20 protein-coding genes are annotated in these 23,221 nt (G+C 70.2%); 11 read left to right on the top strand and 9 right to left on the bottom strand.

Annotation, left to right across the window (positions count from 1 at the left end):
* Nucleotides 1–130: 130 nt before the first annotated feature.
* The 3 genes from HDC34_RS04360 to HDC34_RS04350 are packed head-to-tail and all read left to right on the top strand — an operon-like array spanning nt 131 to nt 3,452.
* Nucleotides 131–694 (top strand): ECF transporter S component, encoded by a 564-nt coding sequence (locus HDC34_RS04360; RefSeq protein ID WP_104310425.1) that lies wholly within the window; start codon nt 131–133, stop codon nt 692–694.
* Nucleotides 691–2,589, top strand: coding sequence for an ABC transporter ATP-binding protein (locus HDC34_RS04355; RefSeq protein ID WP_179556002.1), 1,899 nt, complete (start codon nt 691–693; stop codon nt 2,587–2,589). The genes HDC34_RS04360 and HDC34_RS04355 overlap by 4 nt, the downstream gene beginning before the upstream one ends.
* Nucleotides 2,586–3,452, top strand: a complete 867-nt coding sequence (locus HDC34_RS04350) for an energy-coupling factor transporter transmembrane protein EcfT (RefSeq protein WP_104310423.1) — start codon at nt 2,586–2,588, stop codon at nt 3,450–3,452. The genes HDC34_RS04355 and HDC34_RS04350 overlap by 4 nt, the downstream gene beginning before the upstream one ends.
* Nucleotides 3,453–3,566: 114 nt before the next feature.
* Here the strand turns inward: HDC34_RS04350 and HDC34_RS04345 are convergent, their stop codons facing one another.
* The 6 genes from HDC34_RS04345 to HDC34_RS04315 all read right to left on the bottom strand — a co-directional run bounded on the left by HDC34_RS04345 (nt 3,567) and on the right by HDC34_RS04315 (nt 12,789).
* The gene (locus HDC34_RS04345) at nt 3,567–3,902 is read right to left on the bottom strand and encodes a hypothetical protein (protein ID WP_179556001.1); all 336 of its coding nucleotides are present in this window, start codon (nt 3,900–3,902) and stop codon (nt 3,567–3,569) included.
* A 120-nt stretch (nt 3,903–4,022) separates the two neighbouring features.
* On the bottom strand, nt 4,023–6,152 hold the full coding sequence (locus HDC34_RS04340) for a DEAD/DEAH box helicase (protein WP_179556000.1): 2,130 nt from the start codon (nt 6,150–6,152) through the stop codon (nt 4,023–4,025).
* A 179-nt stretch (nt 6,153–6,331) separates the two neighbouring features.
* Nucleotides 6,332–9,793: an efflux RND transporter permease subunit gene (locus HDC34_RS17620; RefSeq protein WP_257023073.1), complete on the bottom strand. Its 3,462-nt coding sequence runs from the start codon at nt 9,791–9,793 to the stop codon at nt 6,332–6,334.
* Nucleotides 9,794–9,912: 119 nt separating this feature from the next.
* Nucleotides 9,913–10,707 (bottom strand): hypothetical protein, encoded by a 795-nt coding sequence (locus HDC34_RS04325; protein WP_179555999.1) that lies wholly within the window; start codon nt 10,705–10,707, stop codon nt 9,913–9,915.
* 259 nt (nt 10,708–10,966) lie between these two features.
* A complete protein-coding gene (locus HDC34_RS04320) occupies nt 10,967–11,596 on the bottom strand; it encodes an RNA polymerase sigma factor (protein ID WP_218854885.1) in 630 nt (209 codons plus the stop codon).
* A 104-nt stretch (nt 11,597–11,700) separates the two neighbouring features.
* On the bottom strand, nt 11,701–12,789 hold the full coding sequence (locus HDC34_RS04315) for a YdcF family protein (protein WP_179555998.1): 1,089 nt from the start codon (nt 12,787–12,789) through the stop codon (nt 11,701–11,703).
* Nucleotides 12,790–12,984: 195 nt separating this feature from the next.
* On the opposite strand from HDC34_RS04315, the gene HDC34_RS04310 reads away from it, so the two are divergent.
* From HDC34_RS04310 to HDC34_RS04285, 6 genes are all read left to right on the top strand, one after another.
* Nucleotides 12,985–13,998 (top strand): hypothetical protein, encoded by a 1,014-nt coding sequence (locus tag HDC34_RS04310; protein WP_179555997.1) that lies wholly within the window; start codon nt 12,985–12,987, stop codon nt 13,996–13,998.
* The gene (locus HDC34_RS18265) at nt 13,995–14,990 is read left to right on the top strand and encodes a PadR family transcriptional regulator (RefSeq protein ID WP_179555996.1); all 996 of its coding nucleotides are present in this window, start codon (nt 13,995–13,997) and stop codon (nt 14,988–14,990) included. The genes HDC34_RS04310 and HDC34_RS18265 overlap by 4 nt, the downstream gene beginning before the upstream one ends.
* 252 nt (nt 14,991–15,242) lie before the next feature.
* A complete protein-coding gene (locus tag HDC34_RS04300) occupies nt 15,243–15,701 on the top strand; it encodes a CrcB family protein (RefSeq protein WP_179555995.1) in 459 nt (152 codons plus the stop codon).
* Nucleotides 15,701–16,165, top strand: a complete 465-nt coding sequence (locus tag HDC34_RS04295) for a CrcB family protein (protein ID WP_179555994.1) — start codon at nt 15,701–15,703, stop codon at nt 16,163–16,165. The genes HDC34_RS04300 and HDC34_RS04295 overlap by 1 nt, the downstream gene beginning before the upstream one ends.
* 134 nt (nt 16,166–16,299) lie before the next feature.
* On the top strand, nt 16,300–17,073 hold the full coding sequence (locus HDC34_RS04290; protein WP_179555993.1) for an ABC transporter ATP-binding protein: 774 nt from the start codon (nt 16,300–16,302) through the stop codon (nt 17,071–17,073).
* Entirely contained in the window at nt 17,070–18,551 is a 1,482-nt protein-coding gene (locus tag HDC34_RS04285; protein WP_179555992.1) for a permease, read from the top strand. The genes HDC34_RS04290 and HDC34_RS04285 overlap by 4 nt, the downstream gene beginning before the upstream one ends.
* 28 nt (nt 18,552–18,579) lie before the next feature.
* Here HDC34_RS04285 and HDC34_RS04280 read toward each other — a convergent pair whose 3' ends face one another.
* Nucleotides 18,580–19,773: an NAD(P)/FAD-dependent oxidoreductase gene (locus tag HDC34_RS04280; RefSeq protein WP_104310411.1), complete on the bottom strand. Its 1,194-nt coding sequence runs from the start codon at nt 19,771–19,773 to the stop codon at nt 18,580–18,582.
* Nucleotides 19,774–19,952: 179 nt separating this feature from the next.
* Between HDC34_RS04280 and HDC34_RS04275 the strand changes: the two genes are divergently transcribed.
* Entirely contained in the window at nt 19,953–20,198 is a 246-nt protein-coding gene (locus tag HDC34_RS04275; RefSeq protein WP_179555991.1) for a DUF3073 domain-containing protein, read from the top strand.
* A gap of 68 nt (nt 20,199–20,266) precedes the next feature.
* Complete coding sequence (locus HDC34_RS04270) at nt 20,267–20,644, top strand: SdpI family protein (RefSeq protein ID WP_179555990.1); 378 nt, start codon at nt 20,267–20,269, stop codon at nt 20,642–20,644.
* Nucleotides 20,645–20,651: 7 nt separating this feature from the next.
* Here the strand turns inward: HDC34_RS04270 and HDC34_RS04265 are convergent, their stop codons facing one another.
* Nucleotides 20,652–20,879, bottom strand: coding sequence for a YbdD/YjiX family protein (locus HDC34_RS04265; RefSeq protein ID WP_371029087.1), 228 nt, complete (start codon nt 20,877–20,879; stop codon nt 20,652–20,654).
* Between the two features lies 1 nt (nt 20,880).
* Nucleotides 20,881–23,145 carry a carbon starvation CstA family protein gene (locus tag HDC34_RS04260; protein ID WP_179555989.1) on the bottom strand — a complete coding sequence of 755 codons (2,265 nt, stop codon included), beginning with the start codon at nt 23,143–23,145 and terminating at the stop codon, nt 20,881–20,883.
* Between the last annotated feature and the right edge of the window lie 76 nt (nt 23,146–23,221).

Raw genomic sequence — 23,221 nt, 5'->3', positions numbered from 1 at the left:
CAGATCTCCGCGAGCCTTCAGGCTATCAAGCTCCACGGCCTGTCGCGCGCGTCGCTCTACAGTTTGTAGACTTGCACCAGCCCGTGACCCCAGCGGGATCGTGTCCCGCTGAGGGAAGGCGTGGAGCCCAATGAGAAACGTCAGCACTCGTCTGCTCATGAGCTGTGCCGCGATCGGAGTCGCGGGCGGAGTCGTGTTCACCGTCAACGCCTACATCGGCGGCGCCGTCTCGAATCTCCTCCCACTCGTGTACGGGCTCACGATCGGCCTGTACTTCATTCCGGGGGCACTCGCGCAGGCGCTGTTCCGCCGCCCGTGGGTCGGCCTCATCACCTCGGCCCTCGCCGGACTCGTCGCGAGCCCGTTCCAGCCGATCGCGTTCGGCGCGTTCCTCATCGGCGTCGGCATCGGGGTGCTCCAGGAGCTGCCGTTCCTGGTCACACGCTACCGACGCTGGTCGGCGTGGCTGTTCCTCGCCGGGTCGCTGTTCGCGGGCCTCGTCATGACCGCCGCCGCGTTCCGCATCCTCGACGGCGGCGGGTACGACGCGCTCGGCACGGCGCTCCTCATCGGCAGCTTCCTCGTGTCGCCTCCGCTCTGCACGATGCTCGCGGTCTGGCTCGCGAAGCAGCTCGAGCGTGCAGGCATCGGCCGTGACCTGCGGCTCGCGGAAGACCGCAGAGCACCCAGGTGACGTCCCCGCTCCTGCGGGTCGAACGTCTCTCCGTCACCCACTTCGACGCTGCGGCTCCGCGCCCCGACGGCGTCTCGTTCTCGATCTCCCGCGGCGAGGCGGTGCTGCTCCTCGGCCCGTCCGGGTGCGGCAAATCGACGCTCGCCCGCGCACTGAACGGGCTCATCCCGCAGTCGCTCGGGGCAGACGTGACCGGGAGGGTGCTGCTCGCGGACGGCGCAGACGAGTCGAAGGCAGAAGGAACGGGCGGGGCGCGGGCGGAAGGGGCGCGGGCAGGCGCCGACTGGCGGGACGTCGCCGAGCTCGGCGTCGCCGCCGCAAGCCAGTACGTCGCCATGGTGTTCCAGGACGCGGACGCGCAGATCGTGACCGGCCAGGTCTTCGATGAGGTCGCCTTCGGCCCAGAGAACCTGGGCCTACCGGTCGCGGAGATCGAGACGAGGGTCGAGGCGGCGCTCGCTCAGCTCGGGCTGTGGCCGCGACGAGACGACTCCCCCGACGTGCTCTCCGGCGGGGGACGACAGCGACTCGCGATCGCGAGCGCCCTCGCCATGGGCTCGCCGCTGCTGGTGCTCGACGAGCCCACCGCGAACCTCGACCAGGCCGCGAAGCACGCCATCTACCTGGCGCTCGGTGAGCTCGTGCGCGCCGGCACGCACGGCCTGCTGCTCATCGAGCACGACCTCGACGAGGCCCTGACGATAGCGACCCGCGTCATCGTGCTCGACTCCGACGGGCGTCTCGTGCTCGACGGCCCGCCCCGCGAGATCTTCGGGCAGCACTCGGACAGGCTCCGCGAGCTCGGCGTCTGGTTCCCCGTCGCACACGAGGCTGCGGCGGTCTTCACCGAGGCCGGCTGGGATCTGGGCGCGGCACCGCTGCCCCTGCTCGGCACCGAGCTCGCGCGGCGCCTCGAGCACGCGGCCTCACCGACAGCGACCGACCTGCGCATCGGTCTGCGGCCAACTTCGGTGACTGCTCGCGCCGAATCGACCACGGACACCCCTGCGACCCAGCAATTGTCACCGAAGTCGGCCGCGTCCCCCGAGAAGCCCGGAACGCAACCGGCCTCCCATCGCCTCGACGTCCGCGAGCTCACCGTCACCCGCGGCCGCACACAAGTGCTCGGGCCAGTTGCCCTGAGCATCCAGCCCGGCACGATCACGGCCGTCGTCGGGCACAACGGGGCAGGCAAATCGACCCTGCTGCAGGCCCTCGCGGGTGTGCGTCGCGCGCCGCGAGGCACCGTGCTGCTCGACGGGCACGACATCTCCCGGATGCGGGCGGGTGAACTCCGCGCCCGCATCGGTTACGTGTTCCAGAACCCGGAGCACCAGTTCCTCACGCACACCGTGCGAGACGAGCTCGCGTTCGAGATCGGGCGAGGGGCGGCGGATGCACGGAGCCGGGTCGACGAGATGCTCGAGCGCTTCGGGCTCGCCGAGCACGCCGACCGGCATCCGTTCCTCCTCTCCGGCGGTCAGAAGCGGAGGCTCACGGTGGCCGCCGCCCTCCTCGACGGGGCCGACGTGCTGGTGCTCGACGAGCCGACCTTCGGGCAGGACAAGGCGCGCGCCGATGAGCTCGTCTCGCTGCTGCGTGAGCTCCACCGAGACGGGGCCACGCTGGTGCTCGCGACGCACGACCTGCAGCTCGTGACGGAACTCGCGACGCACCTCCTGGTTCTCGAGGGTGGCGTGGTCGCCGCGCACGGCGAAGTCGGCGACGTCGTGTCCTCCGGTGCGCTCGAGGCCGCGGGCCTTGGCCTGCCGCCGCTTGCGCGGGCACTCGCGGACGTGCGCAGTCACCCAAGGCTGCGCGGCATCACGTCGATCTCTCGGCTCGAGGCTGAGCTCGCTCGCCAGTCCTCGGTGAACCTGCGCGGTGCGTCGTGAGCGCAGGCGACGCACTCGCCTCGCGGCCCAGTGTCGCGCGCTCGCGCGCCGAGCGCCTGCCCTGGCTGCACCGGCGCACCCCGCTCGTGAAGATCGCCGCGACGTTGCCCGCGATCATCGCGATGTTCGTGGTGCGCGACGCGTTCAGCCCAGCGCTGCTGATCGTTCTCTGCGGTATCGCGATTCTGAGCGGGGCGCGCTTGTCTGCCCGAAGCGCCCTGCTGCTGATCGCCGGCGTGCCCGTCGTGCTGGCGGTCCTGTCGGTGACCCTCGGCGTCTGGGTCGACCCGACGGTGTCCGGCGAGACGACAAGCGCCGCTCCCCTGCTCGCCGCGCTCGCGCTCGACGGCACGGCGACCATCTTCGAGCTCGCCGGCCGGCCCTTCACGGTGGCCGCCTGGGCCACCGGACTCGGCACAGCGCTCCGCCTCGTCGCGATCGTGCTGCTGTCGCTCGTCGGCGGGATCGCCACGGCGGGCGACGACTTCGTGCGCTCCCTGGTGCAGCACCTGCACGTGCCCTACCGCTTCGGCTACGCCGCGATGGCCGCCTTCAGGTTCGTGCCGAGGTTCCGGTCTGAACTCGAGGTGATCCGGGCCGCCCGGCGCGTGCGCGGCGTCGATCGAGGTCGGGGGCCGCTCGCCTGGCTTCGCTCGCAGCTCGACGTCACGATCCCTCTGCTCGCGGGCGCGCTGCGGCACGCTGACCGGGTCGCGCTCTCGATGGATGCGCGCGCGTTCGGCTTCGCCCCGACGCGCACCGAGCGCCACATCCTCCGCACGGACGCCGCCGACTGGGCGCTCGTGGCCGTCGCGTGGACCGCGACGGCGGCCGCATTGCTCGCGTCGAGCCACCTGGGCTGAACGATCCCGCCAAATCTCGGGATGGGTTCCTCCTCTCGGGATGGGTTGCACCCCATCCCGAGGCGCGAAACCCATCCCGAGATCAGGAAACGGGGCGACCAGCGCGCCGAGCGACTACTCGCTCGTGTTCTGCCCGAAGTTGCTCTCCGCCACGCCCCACTCATCTGGCCCGGTCGCGAAGCGCTTGTCGTGCTTCTCCGCTTCCTCGACCTCAGCCTCAAGCTCCTGCGGAGTGTCGACGGGCTCCGGCTCGAAGAGCGAGCCCGCGTCGGGGAAGAGGTGGCCGTCGCCGTTCGCGCGCTCGTTGGCGAGCTGCTCGGTGCTGATGCGCGCCGCGCTCTCGTGGCCGGCGCTCTCGCCACCTGACCCTTCGCCGTTCGCCACGACGTCCTCGCCCGCGCTTGCCTGGTCTGCCCGCGCCTGCGGGTCGTTCGCCTGCTGTTCGCTCATGCGCGCAACGCTACGCGGCGATCATCCACGTTTCGGGTGCGGGCACGAACGACGATGCCCCTCTGGACGAAGGGTGTGTTCGTCCAGAGGGGCATCGGTCGATCAGCTCGCGCGGGGCGCCTAGTCTGCGTACGCCATGAAGGCGTCGAGCTCGGCGCCGCCCGGGCGCGCCGGGATCATGGGTGCGTCGATCTCGGCCCGCTCGAGCAGCTCGGACATTCGGCGACGACGCTGCTTCGGGATGACCGTGACCACCGTGCCACGCTGTCCCGCGCGACCCGTTCGGCCGGAGCGGTGGAGGTACGACTTGTACTCCTCCGGCATGTCCGACTGGATCACGAGACGGATGTCATCGACGTGGATACCGCGCGCGGCGACGTCAGTCGCGACGAGCACGTTGACCTTGCCACTCGTGAGCAGGCGCAGGTTGTGCGTGCGTCGCCCCTGCGTGAGGTCGCCGTGGAGCGCAGCCGCGGGCACGCCGGCCATCGACAGCTCGGTGGCGAGCCCCTCGGCGGCGATACGCGTCTTCGTGAAGATCAGCACGCGGCCGCCGGAGCCGGCGAGCTGCTCGATGACGGCGCGCTTGTCGTCGCGCTCGACCACGAGGACGCTGTGGTCGATGTCGGTGTGCTGCTCTTCCTCGCCTGCCACCTCGTGCACGGACGGCTTCTTGAGGAACTCCGTCACAAGTCGCTGCACGGCCGCGTCGAGCGTCGCCGAGAACAGCAGGCGCTGTCCGCCGGGCATGGTCATGCGCAGGATGCGCTGCACGGGCTCGAGGAACCCGAGGTCGCACATCTGGTCGGCTTCGTCGAGCACCGTGATCTCGACCTGGTCGAGCCGCAGGAAGCCCTGACGCTCGAGGTCCTCGATGCGGCCGGGGGTTCCGATGACGATGTCGACGCCGCGCCCGAGGGCCGTGACCTGACGCTGCTGCGGCACGCCCCCGTACACCTGGGTCGTGAAGAGGCCGACGCTGCGGGCGATCGGCTGGATGGTCCGGTCGATCTGCAATGCGAGCTCGCGTGTCGGCGCGACGATGAGGGCGCGGGGCGCGCGCCCGATCTTGCGCTTGCTGGCGTCGGCATCGCGGCCGCGCGCGACGCTGAGCCGCTGCACGAGGGCCGCGCCGAACGCGATCGTCTTGCCGCTGCCGGTCCGGCCACGGCCGAGCACGTCACGCCCCTGGATCGCATCCGGGATCGTCGATGCCTGGATGGGGAACGGGCTCGGTGCGCCGAGTTCGGCGAGCGCGTCGACGATGTTGGCGCCGAGGCCGAGGTCGCCGAAGCTCAGGCCGTCGGCGTTCTTCGCGCCGACCGCGGTCGGGGCGAGACGCTCGAGCACGCGGTCCTCGTCGTGAGATGGAGCGCGGCCCGCGGCGGACTGGCTGTGGCTGCGGTAGTCCTGGATCGCCCCGCGCTGCGGCTGATTCGCGCCGCGAGCCGTGGGGTCGAAGTGCTTGGCGCTGCGGTCGCCGCGCGAGCCGGCCGCCGGCTGACGCCCATGCGACTGGCGGAGGGCGTCGTGGTGGTGACGGTCGATGCGCTCGTTGCGATCGGAGAACTGCCCGTCGCGTCCGCGAGCGCCGCCGCGCGCTGATGCTGCTCCGCGCGCGGGTGCTCCTCGGCGGGTGCTGTAGCGGTCGTCGCCGCGGGGACGGCTCTGGTCGGAGCCGCGCGAGCCGCCGCGGTCGCGGTCGCCGCCGCGGTCGAAGGAATCGTTGCGGCCGGACGCGTCGTAGCCGCCACGACGGTCGTCGCTGCGGTCGCTGTAGCCGCCACGACGGTGGTCCGAGCCTCGGCCGGCGCTCCGCCGGTCGTCACCTGGCCGGGTGTTGCTGCCGTAGCCGCCTCGGCGGTCGTCGCCGCGTCCGGCATAGCCACCGCGTCGGTCGTCGCCGCCCGCAGAACCGCCTCGGCGGTCGTCGCCGCGGCCGGCATAGCCACCGCGGCGGTCGTCGCCGCCCGCGCGAGTTCCGCCGGACCGGCGGTCGTCTCCGCGGAAGGCGCCGCGCTCGCCGCTGCCCGCCGCACCCGAGCCGCGTCGGTCGTCGCGTCCAGCGGAGCCTCCGCGACGGTCATCTCCAGCCGCCCCGTCTCGGCGGTTCTCGCTCGCCCAGCGGGGGTTGCCGCCGGGGCCAGCACCGCCGCCGGCGCGGGCGGGTCGCTCGCCGCGGCCCGCAGAATCTTTGGGGATGTAATTGCTCGCGGGCTTGAACCCGCCCTTTGCTTTGCGCTTGGGCATGTGTGCCTTCTCCAGATCTGGCACGCTGCTCACACAGAATTCGGCGCATGCCCAACTTGCCAGGCTAGCTCACGTCGCTCGCTCTGACCAGACGGGAACGTGCGGCGTCCCGAACTCTCGCCGGAATCCGCGACCGAGCGGGTCCGGATACGTCCTCGCGCTCCGATCCCCCAACCGGGTCAGTCGACGTCGTTGGCGGCCAGTTCTTCCTCGATGCGCGCGTCACGTCGAGCGCGGCGCCGCTCAAGCGGGCCTTCGACCACGGTGTAGAGCGCGGGGAGCACGAGGAGCGTCAGGACGGTTGAGGAGAGGAGTCCTCCGATGACGACGAGGGCGAGGGGCTGCGAGATGAACCCGCCGTGGCCGGTGATGCCCAACGCCATGGGCGTGAGGGCGAGCATCGTCGCGAGGGCGGTCATGACGATGGGACGGACTCGGCGGGCGCCGCCGGCGAGGATCGCGTCGCGAACGGCGAGTCCTCGCTCCCTGAACTGGTTGACGAGGTCGATGAGCACGATGGCGTTCGTGACGACCACGCCGATGAGCATGAGCACGCCGATGAGCGAGGCGACGCCGAGGGGGACCCCGCTCGCGAGCTGCAGCAGGATGGCTCCGGTCGCGGCGAAGGGTACCGAGACGAGGAGCAGCAGCGGCTGCAGGAGGCTCTTGAACGTCGCGACCATGACGATGTAGACGATGAGGATGGCGGCGAGCAGTGCGAGCCCGAGCTGCTGGAAGGCGGCGGCCTGGTCTGAGCTGACGCCGCCGAGCACAGCCGTCGCGCCTTCTGGGAGTGTCAGCGAGTCGAGCTGCTCGGTGATGAGTGCGTTTGCGGAGCTCAGGTTGTCGTCGGTCGGGACGACGGTGACGGAGGCGAGGGGCACGCCTCGCTCTGACGAGATGGAGACTGGTCCGTCGACGATCTCGACCGTCGCGAGCGTGGTGAGCGGGACGGGCCCGAGCGCGGTTGGGATGCTCGTGGCGCGAAGCGCATCGATGTTGGCGGGCGGTTCCGCCCCGAGCAGCACGACCTGCACGCTGGCGCCGTCGACGGTGAGGGAGCCGACGGGGGTGGGCTGGAGCTGCTGGGCGACGATGCCGCCGATGGCGGTCTGGCTGAGCCCGTACTGGGCGGCCGTCGCCTGGTCGATATCCATCTGCACGAAGGGGCGGGTCTCGTCGAGGTCGCTCGTGACTTCTCCGAGTTCTTCGACGCCGGTGAGGGTGGCGACGACCTGGTCGCTCGCCTCGCGGAGCGTCTCCGCGTCTGGGGCGGTGAGGTCGACGCTGATGGCGCTGGAGAAGCCGGCGCTTCCGCCTCCGCCGACGGAGATCTCGCCAGCTTCTTCGGGGAGGGCGTCGAGTTCCTCGCGCAGTTCGGCCTGGATCGCGTCGGAGTCTGCGTCGGTCGATGTGGTCACGGAGAAGCTGGCGCGTGAGGCGCCGCCGCCGGTGAAGAGCGAGGCTGCGCCGCCTCCGCCGATCGTGAGCTGCACGGTCTCGACGCCTGGCTTTGCCCGCAGGATGTCCTCCACCTGCGAGGCGGCTTCTCCGGAGGCGGCGAGCGTGAGGTTGGGTTCGAGGGCCTGCGTCACCGTGAAGCTGTTGCTGCCGGTGTTGCCGAGGAAGTTGGTCTTCATGAGCGGAGCGAGGGCGCCGGTGAGGATGAGGATGAGGACGGCCGCGCCGAGGGTGATGAAGGGGCGGCGGAGGGTCCATCCCAGCACCGGCTCGTAGCCGCGCTGCAGCCAGCTCGATTCTTCGTGCGCGGTCGCGAGCTCGGAGTCGGGGCCGTGCTCTGCACGACCTGCGACGCCCGCTCCCTGTTCTGCCTGGCGGCGGCGGGCTCGGCGCGGGTGGAGCTCTTCGTCGTCGCTCCGCAGACCGAGGGGTGCGAACCTCCCGGCGTCGCGCTGCGCGCGTTCGCGGCGCGGGCGCACGCGAACGGCCTCGACGGGGCCGTCGCTGCTCGCCGTCTCCGTCTTCGTCTCCGAGCCTTGGACGGCGACGACGTCCGTGGCGGGTGCGGATTCGCTCGCGAGCACGTGCTCACGTTCTCTGCTCGGCTCCGAAGGCGTCGACGCGTCACCGGTCTCGGCGCCGTTGCCGTTGCCGTTGCCCGACCAGGTTTCCGCCGTGCCGACGCGGGCGCGACGCTTGAGGTGCCGCCCGCCGAGCATCCAGTAGGCGAGCACGGGCACGATGGTGAGGGAGACGAGCAGCGACGCCAGCAGGGCGATGACGCTCGTGAGCGCGAACGGGCGGAAGAGCTCTCCGGAGATGTCGCCGACGAACGCGATGGGGAGGTAGACGGCGACGGTGGCGATCGTCGCGCTGGTGACGGCGGTGGCCACCTCGCGGACCGCTTCGGAGATCACTCGCACGCGTTCGCTGCCCCGCAGGCTGGCGCCGGGGTGCATCGCCATGTGCCGCTTGATGTTCTCGATGACCACGATCGAGTCGTCGACGACTCGACCGATCGCGATGGTGAGCGCCCCGAGCGTGAGGATGTTGAGGGAGTACTCGGCGGCTTGCAGGCCGATGAAGGTGACGAGCAGCGAGGTCGGGATGGAGATCGCGGTCACGAGCGTCGCGCGGAACGACAGCAGGAACACGAAGATGACGATGACGGCGAAGACGAGCCCCAGGAGTCCTTCGACGACGAGCGTGTCGATGGACTGCTGGATGAACGGGGCCTGGTCGAACACGATCTGCAGGGTCGCGCCCCCGCCGATGGACGCCTGGAGCGCGGGCAGCGCATCCCGAACCGCCTGGGAGACCTCGACGGTGTTGGCGTTCGCGAGCTTCGTGACGGAGACCGTGAGGGCGTCTTCGCCGTTGACGCGGGAGATGGAGCTGGCGGGCTCCGGTCCGAGCTCGAGCGTGGCGACGTCGCTGAGGGTGGTCGTGGCGGGGTTCGCGCCGCTGAGCGGAAGGGCGGCGATGGCGTCGACGTTGTCCAGCAGCGTCCCGGCCTGCACGGTGAGGGCGTCGTCGCCCTCGGTGATCTGGCCGATGGGGATGAGCGTGCCGGCGGCGTCGAGCGTGTCGCGGATGCTCTGGATGCTGGCGCCAGCTCCCGCGAGCGCCGCCTGGTCTGGGGTGATCTCGATGCGAGAGACCGGTGCGCCGCTGACCGCCGCTTCGCGCACCCCGTCGAGTTCGGTGAGACCGGGCACGGTCGAGCTCTCGAGACTCGCGGCCAGCTCTTCAGCATTTGTGCCGCCGGTGGCCGCGATCTGGATGACCGGGAAGTCATCGATCGATCCGCTGAGCACGGTCGTCTCGGTGCCCTCGGGGAGTTGGCTCTCGATGCGGTTGAGGGCCTGCTGGATGCGCTGCTCTGCGTAGACCGTGTCGGTGCCGTACTCGAATTCGACCGTCACCGACGAGAGGTTCGCGCTGGAGGTGACCTGGGTCGAGGAGAGCCCCTGGAGCCCCTGGAGCGACGTCTCGACGAGGCGGGATACGTCCTCGTCGACGATCTCGGGCGAGGCGCCCGGGTAACTCGTGACTACCGAGACGATGGGCAGGGAGACCGACGGAATCAGTTCCTGCTTGAGCGAGGTCATCGACAGGCCACCGAAGAGGAGCACGGAGAGCGTCACAAGGGCGATCAGCGCGCGGTTTCTCAAGCTCATCTCAGCGAGTTTGTGCACCCGGTCAGTCTTGCACGCACCTCCGACAGTCTCCGGAACCCCGCTGAGCGCCTCCCGAATCCGTGGTCCAGGAAGCGCTCAGCGGGAACTGGGCCTGAATGTCAGGGCGCGAAACCCACGACGGCAGAGCTGTAGCCGCTGGACTCCCAGAGCACGGTCCCACCAGTCCCGTCGACGGGCATCCCGATGGCTCGGCTCCCCATGGGCAAGCCAGTCTCCGAGTCGAAGACAAGCTGGTGCTCATAGCCGGTGCCCTCATCCACGGCTATGGCCACCCCCTGTCTGCCTGAGAAGTCGACAGGAGCATCGAGCAGGCGGATACCTGGGATGAGCGCCGCCGCCTCGAGCAGGACAGCTCCCGTCGCCGCATCCACGACCCCCGGCTGCAGCAAGTCGCCGATCGTGCTCAACGCCCCCATCTCCCGACCAACGTTGACCCCCGTCAGGTCATAGACCTGCTGCAGGGCAACCGCCGGCTCCTGGGACCACTCGATGCGCGCAACCTCTTGGGGACTGAACTGCGCCGAAACAAATTGCCCTCCCGCAGCACGCTCATAGGCGGGGTCCAGACCAGCCCCCTCGTACATTTCCGCCTCACGCGCCTGAAAGGCCTCGATGTCGGCAGCCACGAGCGCAGCATCCGCGTCTGCCGCGTGTTCGTAACTCACGCCCACGAGCCTTGTCACCCACTCCGCGCTGCGGTCAGCAGGAATGTAGAACTCGCGGATCGACGAGTAGTACCAATCCGGTCGCCCATCTGCGGCCCCGTCCGGGGCGAGTTGCTGCCCGTGCAACGTTCGACTCTCAACCTTCAGGAATTCGCCTGGCGCAAGGACCGGGTCGCCGCTCTCTTCCACCTGGCGGGCCGCGTCGTCCAGGAACTCGGAAGCTGTCACCGCCTCGCCTGCGTCTACCGCGGGCGTCTGCCCCGCTGGACTCACCACGGGCCGGCCACCGGAACTCAGGCCGATCGTCACAACGAGAGCAACAACCGCGGCCCCCGTCGCGATGAACGCTCCGAGACCCCACGATGACCGCGCGCCGAGCCTCAGACGGGAGGCACGCCCCCGTGCTCGACCGCCCGCTGCCCCGCTCGCACGCTCGAGAAGCGCATCCCGTCCGCGCTCGACCGCCGCTCGACTTGGCTCGGCCTGGTCAGCGCGCACTCGGCGCAGCAGTTCGATCTCGTCCATCGCGTGTCTCCAATCCGTGTGCGGCCTGCGCGTTCGCGCGCCGGCTCTCCTGCAGTTCAGTGGCGCGCTGGAGCTTCCTCCGCGCGCGGTTGAGGCGTGAGCGGACGGTCCCGATCGGGATGCCGAGCGCCGCCGCGACGCCCTCGTAGTCGAGGTCCCCCAGCGCGTAGAGAAGCAGTGCGTCTCGGTCGCCCTTTGAGAGCGAGGCGACCGCGGAACCAAGGCTCCGCATCCGCGCTCCCGCGTCGAGGCGGGCTTCAGCATCCGGAGTGAAGTCGCGGTGCTCGGCCAGCGCGGCGGCGTCAGAGGCGGTGAAGCTGCGCCATTCGCGCGCCTCGACGCGGCGGTGCTTCTTGAGCAGCGTCGTCGCGATGCCGAGCAGCCAGGCCCGCACCTCGCCTCTCGTCGTGTCGAAGCGGACGCGCTGCTCGAAGGCGACGAGGAACGTCTCCGACATGACGTCGTCGGCGATCTGCTCGTTCGTTCTTCGCGCGGCGTACCGGTGCACGAGCCGGCTGTGCCGGTCGTACAGTTCCGCGAAGGCCGCGGGTTGCACCCGCGAGCGTTCGATGATCTGGATGTCAGTGCTCACAACAGGTATTGCACGTTCCACGGGAAAGAGTTCACGAGAGTTTTCGCGTCGGGACGCGCACGGCGGCGCACCGCGTCCATCGAGCAGGCCCGCCGTGCGCCCAGTCAGCTCACCCCGAGCGCCAGCACGAGGCTGAGAACAGGCAGCGGCAGCGCGAAGAGCAGACCAGCGGTGAGGTTGAGCAGCAGATACCGTCTGAGGATCGCGGCGAATTCGCGCAGGATCGCGCTCGGCCAGTAGTAGCGGGCGACGGGCGCCTGCACGGCCTGCGCATCGATACCAAGCTCGCGCGCCAGCATCGCCGCTCGCATGGCGTGATAGTTGCTGGTGGCGATGATGCCGGGGCCCGTGACGCCCTCGCGCTCGAGGATTGCCTTCGTGAACCGCAGATTCTCCTCGGTATTGACCGACTCCTCCTCGCTCAGGATGCGAGGGCTGGCCACGCCGACTGCGACCTCCCGGCTCCCGAGGTCACCGCCCGCGTTCGCTGGGTCGAGCGCCCACTCGCGCATGGCACGACCCTCGGCCAGCGCCTCGTCGCTGCCCTGCCCGCCGGACATGACGACGACCGCAGCCCCGACACGGTGCGCCGCATCCAGGCCCGTCCGGATGCGAGACGCGAGCAGTGGCGGCACGCGGCGTCCGCCGGACAGCCCGGAGCCGAGCACGATCACCCACGTGCCGGCCGCGCCGCGCACCAGCCGAGCGTAGAGCCACGAGTAGCCGAGGAACAGCACGAAAGCCGCCCCGAGATAGGCGGCGCCGAGGGCGACGAAGAGGGCCACCGCGAAGAAGATCCGGTCGTCGATCAGCACTGCGGCGAAGGGGAGCGCGGCCAGGGCCGCGAGGACGACGGCGAGCACCAGCGAGAGCAGGTTGCCGAGCGAGCGCCCCTCGCGCCGGAGCATGCGCGCCCCGTTCAGCAGCAGGGTGACGATGAGCACGAGCAGCAGGAGCGGGGAGAGGATGAGCGGCAGCCCCGTGACCGCGCCGACGAGCCCGGCGAAACCGCTGCTCAGGCCGGAGAGCGCTGAGGTCACTGCGATGACGGCGGCAACGAGCCAGACGCCGTTGCTCAACCTGCGCGGCTCCTCGCGCGTCCGCCGCACGGCGATGACGGCCACGAGCGCGGCCAGCCCGAAGAGGATGAGCGTGGATAGCAGCGCGATGCCCGTGATGCCCAGAATCTCCATGATGCGCGTCGCCTTCCGTTCCCCACCGCCGAGCGACGGCGGAACGGGCTCAGTATGGCCTACGCGCTCGGGGCCGCGACCACCCGCCCGCATGTCGCGATATAACGCGAATACTCAGAATCGCGATATAACGTGACTGTCGGTTGCCGGACTCACCGCCGGAACGCATCCAGAACACCCTCCCGAGGAGCAGCCATGGCCATTGAACAGTGGATCGTAGACGGGCCCCGCGTCATCGACGTGCAGACCGTCCGCAGCGTTCGCGCGAGACTCGCAGGCGGCGCCATCAGCGTGCTCGCGCACGACGAGCCGAGCACCCGCATCGAGGTGTCCGCCATCACCGGCCGTGACCTCAAGATCGCCATCGATGGAGACCAGCTCCTCATCGACCACCCCCAGCTATCGTGGACCGACGTGCAGACCTCCGCCAAGACGATCTGGAACCAGCCGACCGTCGTCGTGAGCGTGCTCGTCCCAGCAGGTGTCGACGTCGACATCCTCGGCGTGAGCTCAGAGGTGCTGGTCGCAGGCATCGACGGACGCATCGACGTCAACACCGTCGGCGGCGAGCAGTTCCTCGACGCCACCCAAGGCGAGCTGCACCTCAACTCCATCGGCGGCGAGATCAGCGTCCGCGGCCACGCTGGCAAGGCCGTGGTGAAGACGGCATCAGGCGACGTCACCGCGACAGGCCCCATCGTGAGCTTCGACGGCAGCACAGTCTCAGGAGCAACGATCGTCGACGTCACATCCGGCTCCCCCACCCTCGTCGCCAACAGGTCGGTCAGCGGGGCAACGACCGTGCGACTCCCGAGCGGAACGCACCCCAGCTACCAGGTCTCGACCGTCGGCTCCTCCGTGCAGCTCGACGGCCTGCACCTCGAACCGCTCAGGGGAACCACCTACCGCTCGGAGCCCGTCGAGGGCGAGGTCACCGACGTGCGCATCAGCACCGTCACCGGCCGCGTCTCCGTCATGCTCTCCGCGCGCACCCCGCGGGCAGGCGACACACCGGCCGACTTCGATGAGCGCATCGACGCCCGCATCGCGCCCGCGACCGAGGATGACCACGCCAGCACGCCCGCAGCAGGCACCGCGAAGCCCGACACCGCGGGCGCCGATGCCGAACCGGGCGGCAACATCGAGGTCGACGCCAGCGCCGACGCTGACACCGCATCAGACGCCACGAAGCCAGGAGGCACCGCATGACCCCGCCAGTCTTCGCCCACGGACACCTCCGCCTCTACCTGCTGAGCCTCCTCGAGGACCAGCCACGCCACGGCTACGAGCTCATCCAGGCACTCTCCGAGCGCTTCGACGGCACCTACTCGCCGAGCGCCGGCACCATCTACCCGCGCCTCGCGAAGCTCGAAGAGGAAGGCCTCGTGACGAAGCACAACGACGGCCGCAAGAGCGTCTATCGCATCACGGAAGCGGGGCGACGCGAGCTCGACTCGAGACGCGATGAGCTCGCCGCCATCGAGCAGGACGTCGACTCCTCCGTCCGCCGCCTCGCCGCGGACGTCCGGCATGGCCTCGCCAGCGCGCGCGAAGAGCTCCGCGCCGAGTTCGCGCGCCTCGCCCAGGAACTCGGGCCGGACGCACGTTCGGGTTTCGAGAAGGCGGCAAGCGCGGGAGCAGCTGGAGCTGCGTCAGCTCGCGGGTTCTTCGCCGGCGCGGCAAAAGGCTGGAACGAGCCCCGCGACGCCCCGTTCTCCACCCCGGGCAAGACAGCTCCGGGATCCTCAGCGCCTGGATTCGCCGACGGCACGACGGCGCCCGGCGAGCCTCGCCCGCAGGACCCGCCACAGGCTCCGCCGACGCCCGAGGCCCCGGGTGCACCGAGCTCGGGGCACCGCACGCACGGCAGGTTCGACACCTGGGCATCGGCGACCAGCTCGCACGTCTGGAACGACCACAGCAACAGCGGCACGAGCGAGGCTCCGAAAACCGGGACCACGAGTTCCGCGAGCAACCCGCGGCGTGACGCCGGTCGTGAGCAGCTCGAGGCCATGTCCCAGGCGGACCTCGTGCTCAACAAGTTCAGGCACGAGCTTCGGCAAGAGCTCCGCGCCGCGCAGAGCGCGCAGCACCTCTCACCCGGGATCGTGACGTTCCTCGACCAGGAGCTCGAACGAGTCCGCGAGCGCATCTCTCACGCTCTCGGGGCTCGCGACGAGAAGGACGCGCCCGGCGCCTGAATCGCGGTATCGGAGGGCCGCTTCCCATGACGGGAGGCGGCCCTTCGGTGTCCGCGGCGACCCCGGCGACCGTTGCGACCCGCGCCCGACCGCACGGAGAATTGCGCCCTCCCCCGTCCAACTTCGGTGACGAAACGCGGGTTCTGGCTCGTTTCGGCGCCGGACGCCGCCGTCTGTCACCGAAGTTCGCCAGCGGACGGTACCCGCGGAGGCGGGCTGGCGCCGCCCTCGGCCTGGGAGTACGGTTGCCGCGTGCGAACGCCAGCCCGCCTCCTCCTCGCCGTGTTCCTCGGCGGAGCCCTCGGCACGCTCGCCCGGGTGTTGCTCGGCTCGGTCGTCTCAACCGCGACGATGCCGCAGGGCACGGCGGACCTCGTCGAGCTGTCAGCCGGAAGCATGCACGTCCTCGACTCGGACATCCTGACTGCCCTTATCGCCAACCTCGCGGGGTCGCTGGCTCTCGGCATCGTGGCGGGTGCCCATTGGCCTCCGCAGCGCGCCGGGTGGCGTGCGGCGCTCGGCCCTGGCTTCTGCGGAGGCTTCACGACGTTCTCGCTCATCGCGCTTGCGCTGGCGCTCGTCTTCTCCACGTCCGCGTGGGCAATCGCCGCGTTTGTGCTCGGCACACTCGGCGGGGTCCTCGCGATCGTCCTCGGCCGCGCTCTCGGGCGCCGCATTTCTCCGCCGCCGGCGGGAGCGGGAGCGCGCTGATGGACGTCCTCTTCATCCTCGCGGTTGCCATGGCCGGCGGTGTCGGCGCCTGCGTCCGCTACGTCGCCGTCGAGGGGTGGCCGCGGGTCCCGGCCCACCACACGGGTGCCGCGGTGGCCGGTTCTGCCACGGCGGCTGACGCTCGGCTCCCCCGCCGCGTGGCACCAGAGTGGCGCCTCATGATCGTGAACGTGATCGCATCGTTGATCGCCGGGTTGGCGGCGGGACTGCTGCCGCTCCCGACCGTCGCCTCGATGGTCGTCATCTCGGGCTTCTGCGGTGGGATGAGCTCCTGGAGCTCAGTGATGCTCGACGCGGCGAACGCGCTCAGCGCGAGGAAGCTCGGCAAGACCGCGATCATCGTGGTCGTCCAGATGCTCTGGGGCGTGTTCGCGGCCCTGATCGGCGTGACGGTCGGTCAGCTGCTCGGCGCCAACCTTGGACTTGGCCTGCTCACCTGGTAGCGACACCGTCGGCGCCAGGGCACCGCGGGTCATCCTCGCGGATGACGCCCATCCCGGAAAGCCCTCCTCCAGGAGGGGACGGATGAGCCCCCAGATGGTCGAGACGCGGCCGCCTGTGCGGGCACCTTGGAACCATGACTTCTCACCCAGGCTTCCAGACACCAGCGGCGCCGCGTCCTGGCGCTCAAACCTCCACCGCTGCCGGCGCCCATCACCCCGGCGCCGTCCTCGCGGCGCACTCGCTCACGAAGACCTACGGCGCGACGGTCGCGCTCGCCGGCGTGAGCCTCGCAGTCCGGGCGGGCGAGGCGCTCGCGATCATGGGCGCTTCCGGCTCCGGGAAGACGACGCTGCTGCACAGCCTGGCGGGCATCATCACCCCCGACTCTGGCAGCATCCAGCTGCACGCTGAGGGTGGCAGCCGTGAGATGACGGACATGTCGGAGGCGCAGCGCACCGACCTGCGCCGCACCGAGTTCGGCTTCGTGTTCCAGGAGGGGATGCTCCTCCCGGAGCTCACGGCGCTCGAGAACGTCGCCCTCGCGGCCATGCTGTGCGGCGTCGAGCGCAAGCGCGCCGAGCACGCCGCCGGCGAGTGGCTCGCGGCCATGGGCCTCCGCGGCATGGAGGCGCGTCGCATCGGCGAGCTGTCCGGTGGCCAGGCGCAGCGCGTCGCGATCGCCCGCGCCCAGGTCACGGGCGCCCGCATCGTGTTCGCCGACGAACCGACGGGTGCCCTCGATTCGGCAACGAGCTCCGACGTCATGACGGCGCTGCTGGCCGCGACCTCCCGCGCCGGTCGGAGCCTGGTCGTCGTCACGCACGATCCCGAGGTCGCGGCCCGCTGCGACCGCACCGTGCGGATGCGCGACGGCCGCGTCCTCGACGACTCGGCGGCCCGCGCATGAGCGCCGCGCGAGGGGCGAGCTTCCCGGGGCCCACCGGCGACACGCTCCCGTCCGCGGGCGCCACGCCGACCGCCAGCTCGACGGTCGCTCAGGGCCCGCGCATCCCGGGTCCCGCGCCTCGCGGAACCGGACGCATCCCGGTGCTCACGCTCCTGCGGATGCTCACCCGGCCCGACACCGTCGGCGTCGCCGCGGTCGCCCTCCCCGCCGTGGCGTTCGCCGTCGTGACGGCCCTCACGCTGATCGTCGTCGGCGGCACCATCATGCTCTTCAACCCACCGGCCGGCATGCAGTCGCACGGCTTCTTCGCCGTCTTCGCGCTGACCCTGCTGGCCGTGCCGCTGCTGACGCTCGGCGTCGCCGCCGCGCGCCTCTCCGCGAGGCGACGCGACGACCGGCTCGCGACGCTGAGACTGCTCGGCGCGTCCACGACCGTCGTGACGATGCTCGCCGTCGCCGAGGCGACACTCATCGCTGTCGTGGGCATCCTGGCCGGGACGGCGCTCTACGCGGCGCTGCTTCCCGTCGTCGGGTTGCTGCACTTCTACGGCGGGGCTGTCGGGGCCGCGTCCCTGTGGGTCGGGTTCCCGATCCTCGCCGCGACCGCCGCGGGCATCGCCGTGCTCGCCGCGGCGAGCTCCTTCGCCGGACTCGCCGCCGTGCGCGTCACGCCCCTGGGCGTGCGCAAGCGCGACAAGGCACCGCGGGTGAAGTGGCTCGCACTCGCTGGCGGCGTCGTCGCCCTGCTCGTCGCGCTCGGCCTCGTCAGCTTGGCCCAGGGATTCGTCTCGGCGCTCGGCATCGTCGGCATCGTCCTCGCCCTGTTCGTGCCGTTCGCGATCGGGATGCTCGCCATCAACCTCGCAGGCGGACCGCTCGTCGGGCTGATCGGTCGGCAGATGGCGAAGCGCGCGAAGACGCCGGCTCGCCTCATCGCGGGGCGCCGCCTCGCGGAGGCGCCCGGCGTGGCCTGGCGAAGCGTGTCCGGTATCGCGATGATCGCGTTCGTCGCCGTCATCAGCGGCAGCGGACTCGCGTTGCTGGACATGGTGGGCGGCACCGAGGGTGTCTCGGCGGAGGACCTCACGCTCATGACCGACCTCCGGACTGGGGTCTTCCTGACGCTGTTCATCGCCTTCCTCATGCTGGCGTGCACCGTGGGCGTCTCGCAGGCCGCCGCGATCCTCGATGAGCGCAAGCTGCTCATCTCCCTGGACCGCACGGGCATGCCGCGCACGGTCTTCGAGAAGGCGCAACGGGCGCAGGTCTGGGCGCCCCTGCTGCTCGCCGCACTCGGCGGGGCGGGCGCCGCGGTCGCCCTGGTGCTGCCGATCGTCGGCGCCTCCCTGCTCGTGGCGCCACTCGCGATGCTCACGATGGCGCTGTGCTTCGCGCTCGGGTTCGGCGCCGTCTGGCTGGCCCTGCTCGGCACCCGCCCCGTCGTCACGTCGGTGCTCGCCTCGCCGCACCGCGGTTAGCGCTGGGACGCGGGGCGCCGTGCAGGCCCTACTTGACGTCAGCTGGGGTCTCGCCGAGGCGGTCGAACACGCCCTCGGCGAGGCGTTCAGCGTCGAGCCGGGCTGCGACGGGGTTGCGGCGGTTCGTTCCGTAGCCGAGGAGCGCCACACGGTTGTCGCGGCGGCTCCATCCGTCGCGTAGCCGGGCCATCCCTCCCTGCTCGCGCAGCTGCAGGGGCGCGAGGTGCCGCATCGTGGGGCGGCTGCCCGTCGCCCAGATGATCGCGTCCGCCTCGAAGCGGTCGCCGCTCGCGAGTGTGACGCCGTCCGGCTGGATGCTCGCGAGCGGCCCCCGAGACACGAGCAGCCCGCGGCGGATCGCGGCGAGCGTCCCCCTGGAGAGGGGGATACCTCGGACGCTCACCTCGCTCGGGAGGCGCTCCCCGCGCTCGACGAAGCGCACGAACTCCGCCTCGTGGCGCGCATCCATGTCGCGCTGCCGCGAGTCGGTGCGGGACGGCAGCGTGAGGCGCGGGAGCTCATGGAAGTCGGGCTCGCGTCGGGTCGACCACGCGGTCGCCGCCGCGATCGGCTCGAGCTCGCGCAGGATCGTGACAGCTGAACGGCCGCCACCGACGACCATGACGCGCTTGCCCGCGAATCCGGCCAGCGACTCGATGTGGGCGGATGGCAGCTGCTCGCCCGCGAATTCCAATGCCCCCGGATACCAGGGCACGAACGGCGACGACCAGTCCCCCGTGGCGTTGATGACGTATCGCGTCGTGATGGTCCGGGGCGGACGATCACGCACCTGGATGTGCACCGTCAGATGCGGGGAGCGACGCATCGCCTCGACCCTCAGCACGCGCACGGGCCGCGCCACGAACAGGTCGTAGGCATCCTCGTAGCGGCGCATGAGCGGCGGCATGATGTCGCGGACGATGGCCTCCGGATCCTGGTCGCTCAGTCGGATACCCAGCTCGGACAACCCGGGAGGCCCCGTGAGGAGCGGCGTGTGACCGACCGTCTGGAAATCCCAGCCGCGCCCCCACGACCCGCCGGGCTGTGGCTCTGCATCGAAGACCACGAAATCCCGCAGCGGACGCAGACCCATCTCGGCGAGCGTCGCGGCGACGGTCACACCTGGCACGCCCGCGCCGATGACGACGAGGTCGATGTCGGTCTTCACGCTGTGCACGTCCGGCTTCCTGTCGAGGCGCTGGGGGCGCACCTGTGCGGTCACTCGGGCGGTCGACGAGCTTCCGTCCGGTAGGGGTCAGTCTAGAGACGCGGGGTGACGTGGCCGGGTCGGCGCACCGAAGATTAGCTCGGCCGCCGTGGTAATGTGAGCGTCAGATTTTCGTTAACGACGTGCGACCGGGTGGCCATTCCTGCCCGGCCCGATTTATAAGGGGGTTACGCATGGGGCGTGGCCGTCAAAAGGCGAAGCACACCAAGGTCGCCCGTGAGCTCAAGTACTCCGTACATGAGACGAACTATGACGCGCTGGCACGTGAACTGTCCGGTGGCTCCTCGAGCTATCCGGCGACGCAGCCAGTCACTGAAGAACCAGCCGACGACATCCTCTCGAAGTGGTCCGAGTACCTCGACGATGATGACGCCGACGAAGACGACGACACGAGCGGCTACGAGCAGAAGCGCGCGTAGGCGTCTGCGAACGGCTCCCCCGAGCCGCGCAGTTGCCGCCTGCCTCTGAGCCGAACTCGAAATCCCCAGTGATCGAACTCCAGCCGCCGAGCTTTCCCGCTGCCATCGCTGTGGCGGTCATCCTCATCGTCGGCAACCTCGTGAGCATGCTCACGGTTCGCTGGGGTGCGGATGGTCGACTCGACCGCTGGGGGTATGCGGGCTTGCGGACGGCGGCGACCCGTTCCTCAGACGAGGCTTGGCGCGCCGGGCACGAAGCGGCGCTTCGACCCGCGAATACGGGAGCTGGGGCCGGCATCGTGTTCGCGGTCGTATCCGTGCTCTCCGCCGGAACAGTCGCGCCGTACCTGGCATCGCTCGCCCTCGCAGTCGTGGCGACGCTGGCGGGCGTCATCTCGAGTCTGGTGATCGCTCACCGGGCGGCGAAGGGCGTCGCGGGCCTGTAGGCGGGGTTCAGCAGCAGCGTCCCTGCGGGTTCCTGTCCTGCTCGTCGGTGCGCTCCCTCCAGAACGCGCGCTCGCCCATCGGCTCGACGCCCGGATGCGCGCGGCGCTGGTGCGCGACGTACACCTCGTAGGCGTTGTCGCCCATCATCGACGTCACGTACCAGCGGATGGCTCGCAGGACGCGCCCGACTGTGTCCACAGCCAGGCGCATCCCAGAGGTCGGAGTGCTCGTCACGTCAGTGCCTCACGATGTCGGGGCGCTTGTCGGCGGGGACCGCGTCCCATTCGCGCTGCAGCTCGCGCTCCGGCTTGGTCGGCAGGAACCCCGCTGGGGCGTACAGCCGCGACGGCGTCACCGGGTCCTCCGTGCTCTGGCCGAGGTCGCCCCGCATCGCGCGGAAGGTGCGGACGAGCGCGGCGACGATGACGATGATCGACAGCGTCACGAACAGGATCGACAGGGAACCCTGCACGGTGGTGTTGCGCACGACCGCTTCCATGGCCTCGACGGTCTTCGCGTTGCCGAAGCTCGTCTCGCCAGCCGCGAGCGCATCCCGGAAGGCCGCGTTCTGCGCCCAGTACCCGACGGCGGGGACCGGCGAGAAGATCTTGAACGCCGACGCCGTGATCGTGACGACCGCGACGAACGCAAGCGGGAGCGCGACGATCCACATCCACTTGAAGAGGCCCTTCTTGGCGACGATCGTGAGGCAGATCGCCAGCGCGATGGCGGCGAGCAGCTGATTCGCGATGCCGAACAGCGGGAAGAGCGTATTGATGCCACCCAAGGGGTCGGTGACGCCCATGATGAGGATCGCGCCCCAGCCCGCCACCATGACAGCGGTGGCGATCCAGGCGCCCAACCTCCAGTCGGGGTCGCGGAACTTCGGCACGAAGTTGCCGATCGCATCCTGCAGCATGAATCGGGCGACTCGGGTGCCGGCGTCGACAGCGGTGAGGATGAAGAGCGCCTCGAACATGATCGCGAAGTGGTACCAGAAGCTCATCATGCCGACGCCCCCGATGAACTGCTGCATGATCTGCGCGAGCCCCACGGCGAGGGTCGGCGCGCCGCCCGTGCGGGACACGATGCTCTCCTCGCCGACGTTCGACGCCATCGTCGAGAGGGCATCCGGCGACAGGTTGACGCCAGTCAGACCCAGAGAGTTGACGAACGCGACGGCACCCTCGATGGTGCCTCCCGTGGCGGCCGCCGATGAGTTCATGGCGAAGTAGATGCCCCGGTCGATGGAGAGCGCCGCGACGAGCGCCATGATGGCGACGAACGACTCCATGAGCATGCCGCCGTAGCCGATGAAGCGGGTCTGCTTCTCCTTCTCGACGAGCTTCGGGGTGGTTCCGGATGCGATGAGCGCGTGGAACCCGGAGAGGGCGCCGCACGCGATCGTCACGAAGAGGAACGGGAAGAGCGAGCCCGAGAAGACCGGACCGTCGACGCGGCTCGCGAACTCGCTGAACGCCGGCACCTCGATCTCGGGGCGCACGACGACGATCGCGCCGGCGAGCATGACGATGACGCCGATCTTCATGAACGTCGACAGGTAGTCGCGAGGTGCGAGCAGGAGCCAGACGGGGAGGACGGCGGCGACGAAGCCGTAGATGATGATGCCCCAGGCGATGGTGGTGCGGTCGAGCGTGAAGAGCTGCGTGCCCCACTCGGTGTCGGCGATCCAGCCGCCGGCGACGATCGCGAACATGAGCAGCACGAAGCCGATGATGGAGATCTCGGTGATCTTGCCCGGGCGCAGGTAGCGCAGGTAGAGCCCCATGAAGAGGGCGATCGGGATGGTCATGGAGACGCTGAAGACACCCCACGGGCTCTCGCCGAGCGCGTTGACGACCACGAGCGCGAGGATCGCGACGATGATGATCATGATGACGAGCGTCGCGATCTGCGCCGCGATGCCGCCGATCACGCCGAGCTCGTCGCGGGCCATCTGCCCGAGCGAGCGACCTCCGCGTCGGGTCGAGAAGAACAGGACGAGGTAGTCCTGCACGGCACCCGCGAGGACGACGCCGACGATGATCCACACCGTGCCGGGCAGGTACCCCATCTGGGCTGCCAGCACCGGCCCGACCAGAGGACCTGCGCCGGCGATCGCCGCGAAGTGGTGGCCGTACAGCACGCGACGGTCGGTCGGCACGAAGTCCTTGCCGTTCGCCTTGTACTCGGCAGGTGTCGCGCGGCGGTCGTCAGGGCGTGTGAGCTTGCGCTCGATGAGCTTCGAGTAGAAGCGGTAGGCGATGAGGTAGGTGCAGACGGCGGCGAACACGAACCAGATGGCGTTGACCGTCTCGCCGCGGACGATCGCGAGCATCGTCCAGGCCAGACCGCCCAAGAGGCCGATGCCGACCCACAGGGCGACCTTCGCCGGCGTCCACCTCGGCTTCTCGGCGTCTGGGTCGAGATCCTCCACCGCTACAGGTGGCAGTTCAGGGTCGCGGAGTGCTGCTCCGCTGTTCTTCGCGTCGTGGCTCACAGGTCGCTCCTCGTCGAGTGGCTGTCGTGGAGTCCACGATGGACCATGCCACCGACACTCGCCACCTCCGGAAGGA

The sequence above is a fragment of the Pseudoclavibacter sp. JAI123 genome, assembly GCF_013409665.1.
Taxonomy (GTDB): Bacteria; Actinomycetota; Actinomycetes; order Actinomycetales; family Microbacteriaceae; genus Pseudoclavibacter.
Note: the sequence above shows the minus strand (reverse complement) of the source record. Positions and strands in the feature narration are given on the sequence as shown.

Excerpts from the sequence above, each read along its gene's own strand:
- HDC34_RS04360 (WP_104310425.1), top strand. The coding sequence starts at position 131 with ATGAGAAACGTCAGCACTCGTCTGCTCATGAGCTGTGCCGCGATCGGA.
- HDC34_RS18265 (WP_179555996.1), top strand. The coding sequence starts at position 13,995 with ATGACCCCGCCAGTCTTCGCCCACGGACACCTCCGCCTCTACCTGCTG.
- HDC34_RS17620 (WP_257023073.1), bottom strand. The coding sequence starts at position 9,793 with ATGAGCTTGAGAAACCGCGCGCTGATCGCCCTTGTGACGCTCTCCGTG.
- HDC34_RS04275 (WP_179555991.1), top strand. The coding sequence starts at position 19,953 with ATGGGGCGTGGCCGTCAAAAGGCGAAGCACACCAAGGTCGCCCGTGAG.
- HDC34_RS04285 (WP_179555992.1), top strand. The coding sequence starts at position 17,070 with ATGAGCGCCGCGCGAGGGGCGAGCTTCCCGGGGCCCACCGGCGACACG.
- HDC34_RS04315 (WP_179555998.1), bottom strand. The coding sequence starts at position 12,789 with ATGGAGATTCTGGGCATCACGGGCATCGCGCTGCTATCCACGCTCATC.
- HDC34_RS04340 (WP_179556000.1), bottom strand. The coding sequence starts at position 6,152 with ATGCCCAAGCGCAAAGCAAAGGGCGGGTTCAAGCCCGCGAGCAATTAC.
- HDC34_RS04295 (WP_179555994.1), top strand. The coding sequence starts at position 15,701 with ATGGACGTCCTCTTCATCCTCGCGGTTGCCATGGCCGGCGGTGTCGGC.
- HDC34_RS04290 (WP_179555993.1), top strand. The coding sequence starts at position 16,300 with ATGACTTCTCACCCAGGCTTCCAGACACCAGCGGCGCCGCGTCCTGGC.
- HDC34_RS04310 (WP_179555997.1), top strand. The coding sequence starts at position 12,985 with ATGGCCATTGAACAGTGGATCGTAGACGGGCCCCGCGTCATCGACGTG.
- HDC34_RS04345 (WP_179556001.1), bottom strand. The coding sequence starts at position 3,902 with ATGAGCGAACAGCAGGCGAACGACCCGCAGGCGCGGGCAGACCAGGCA.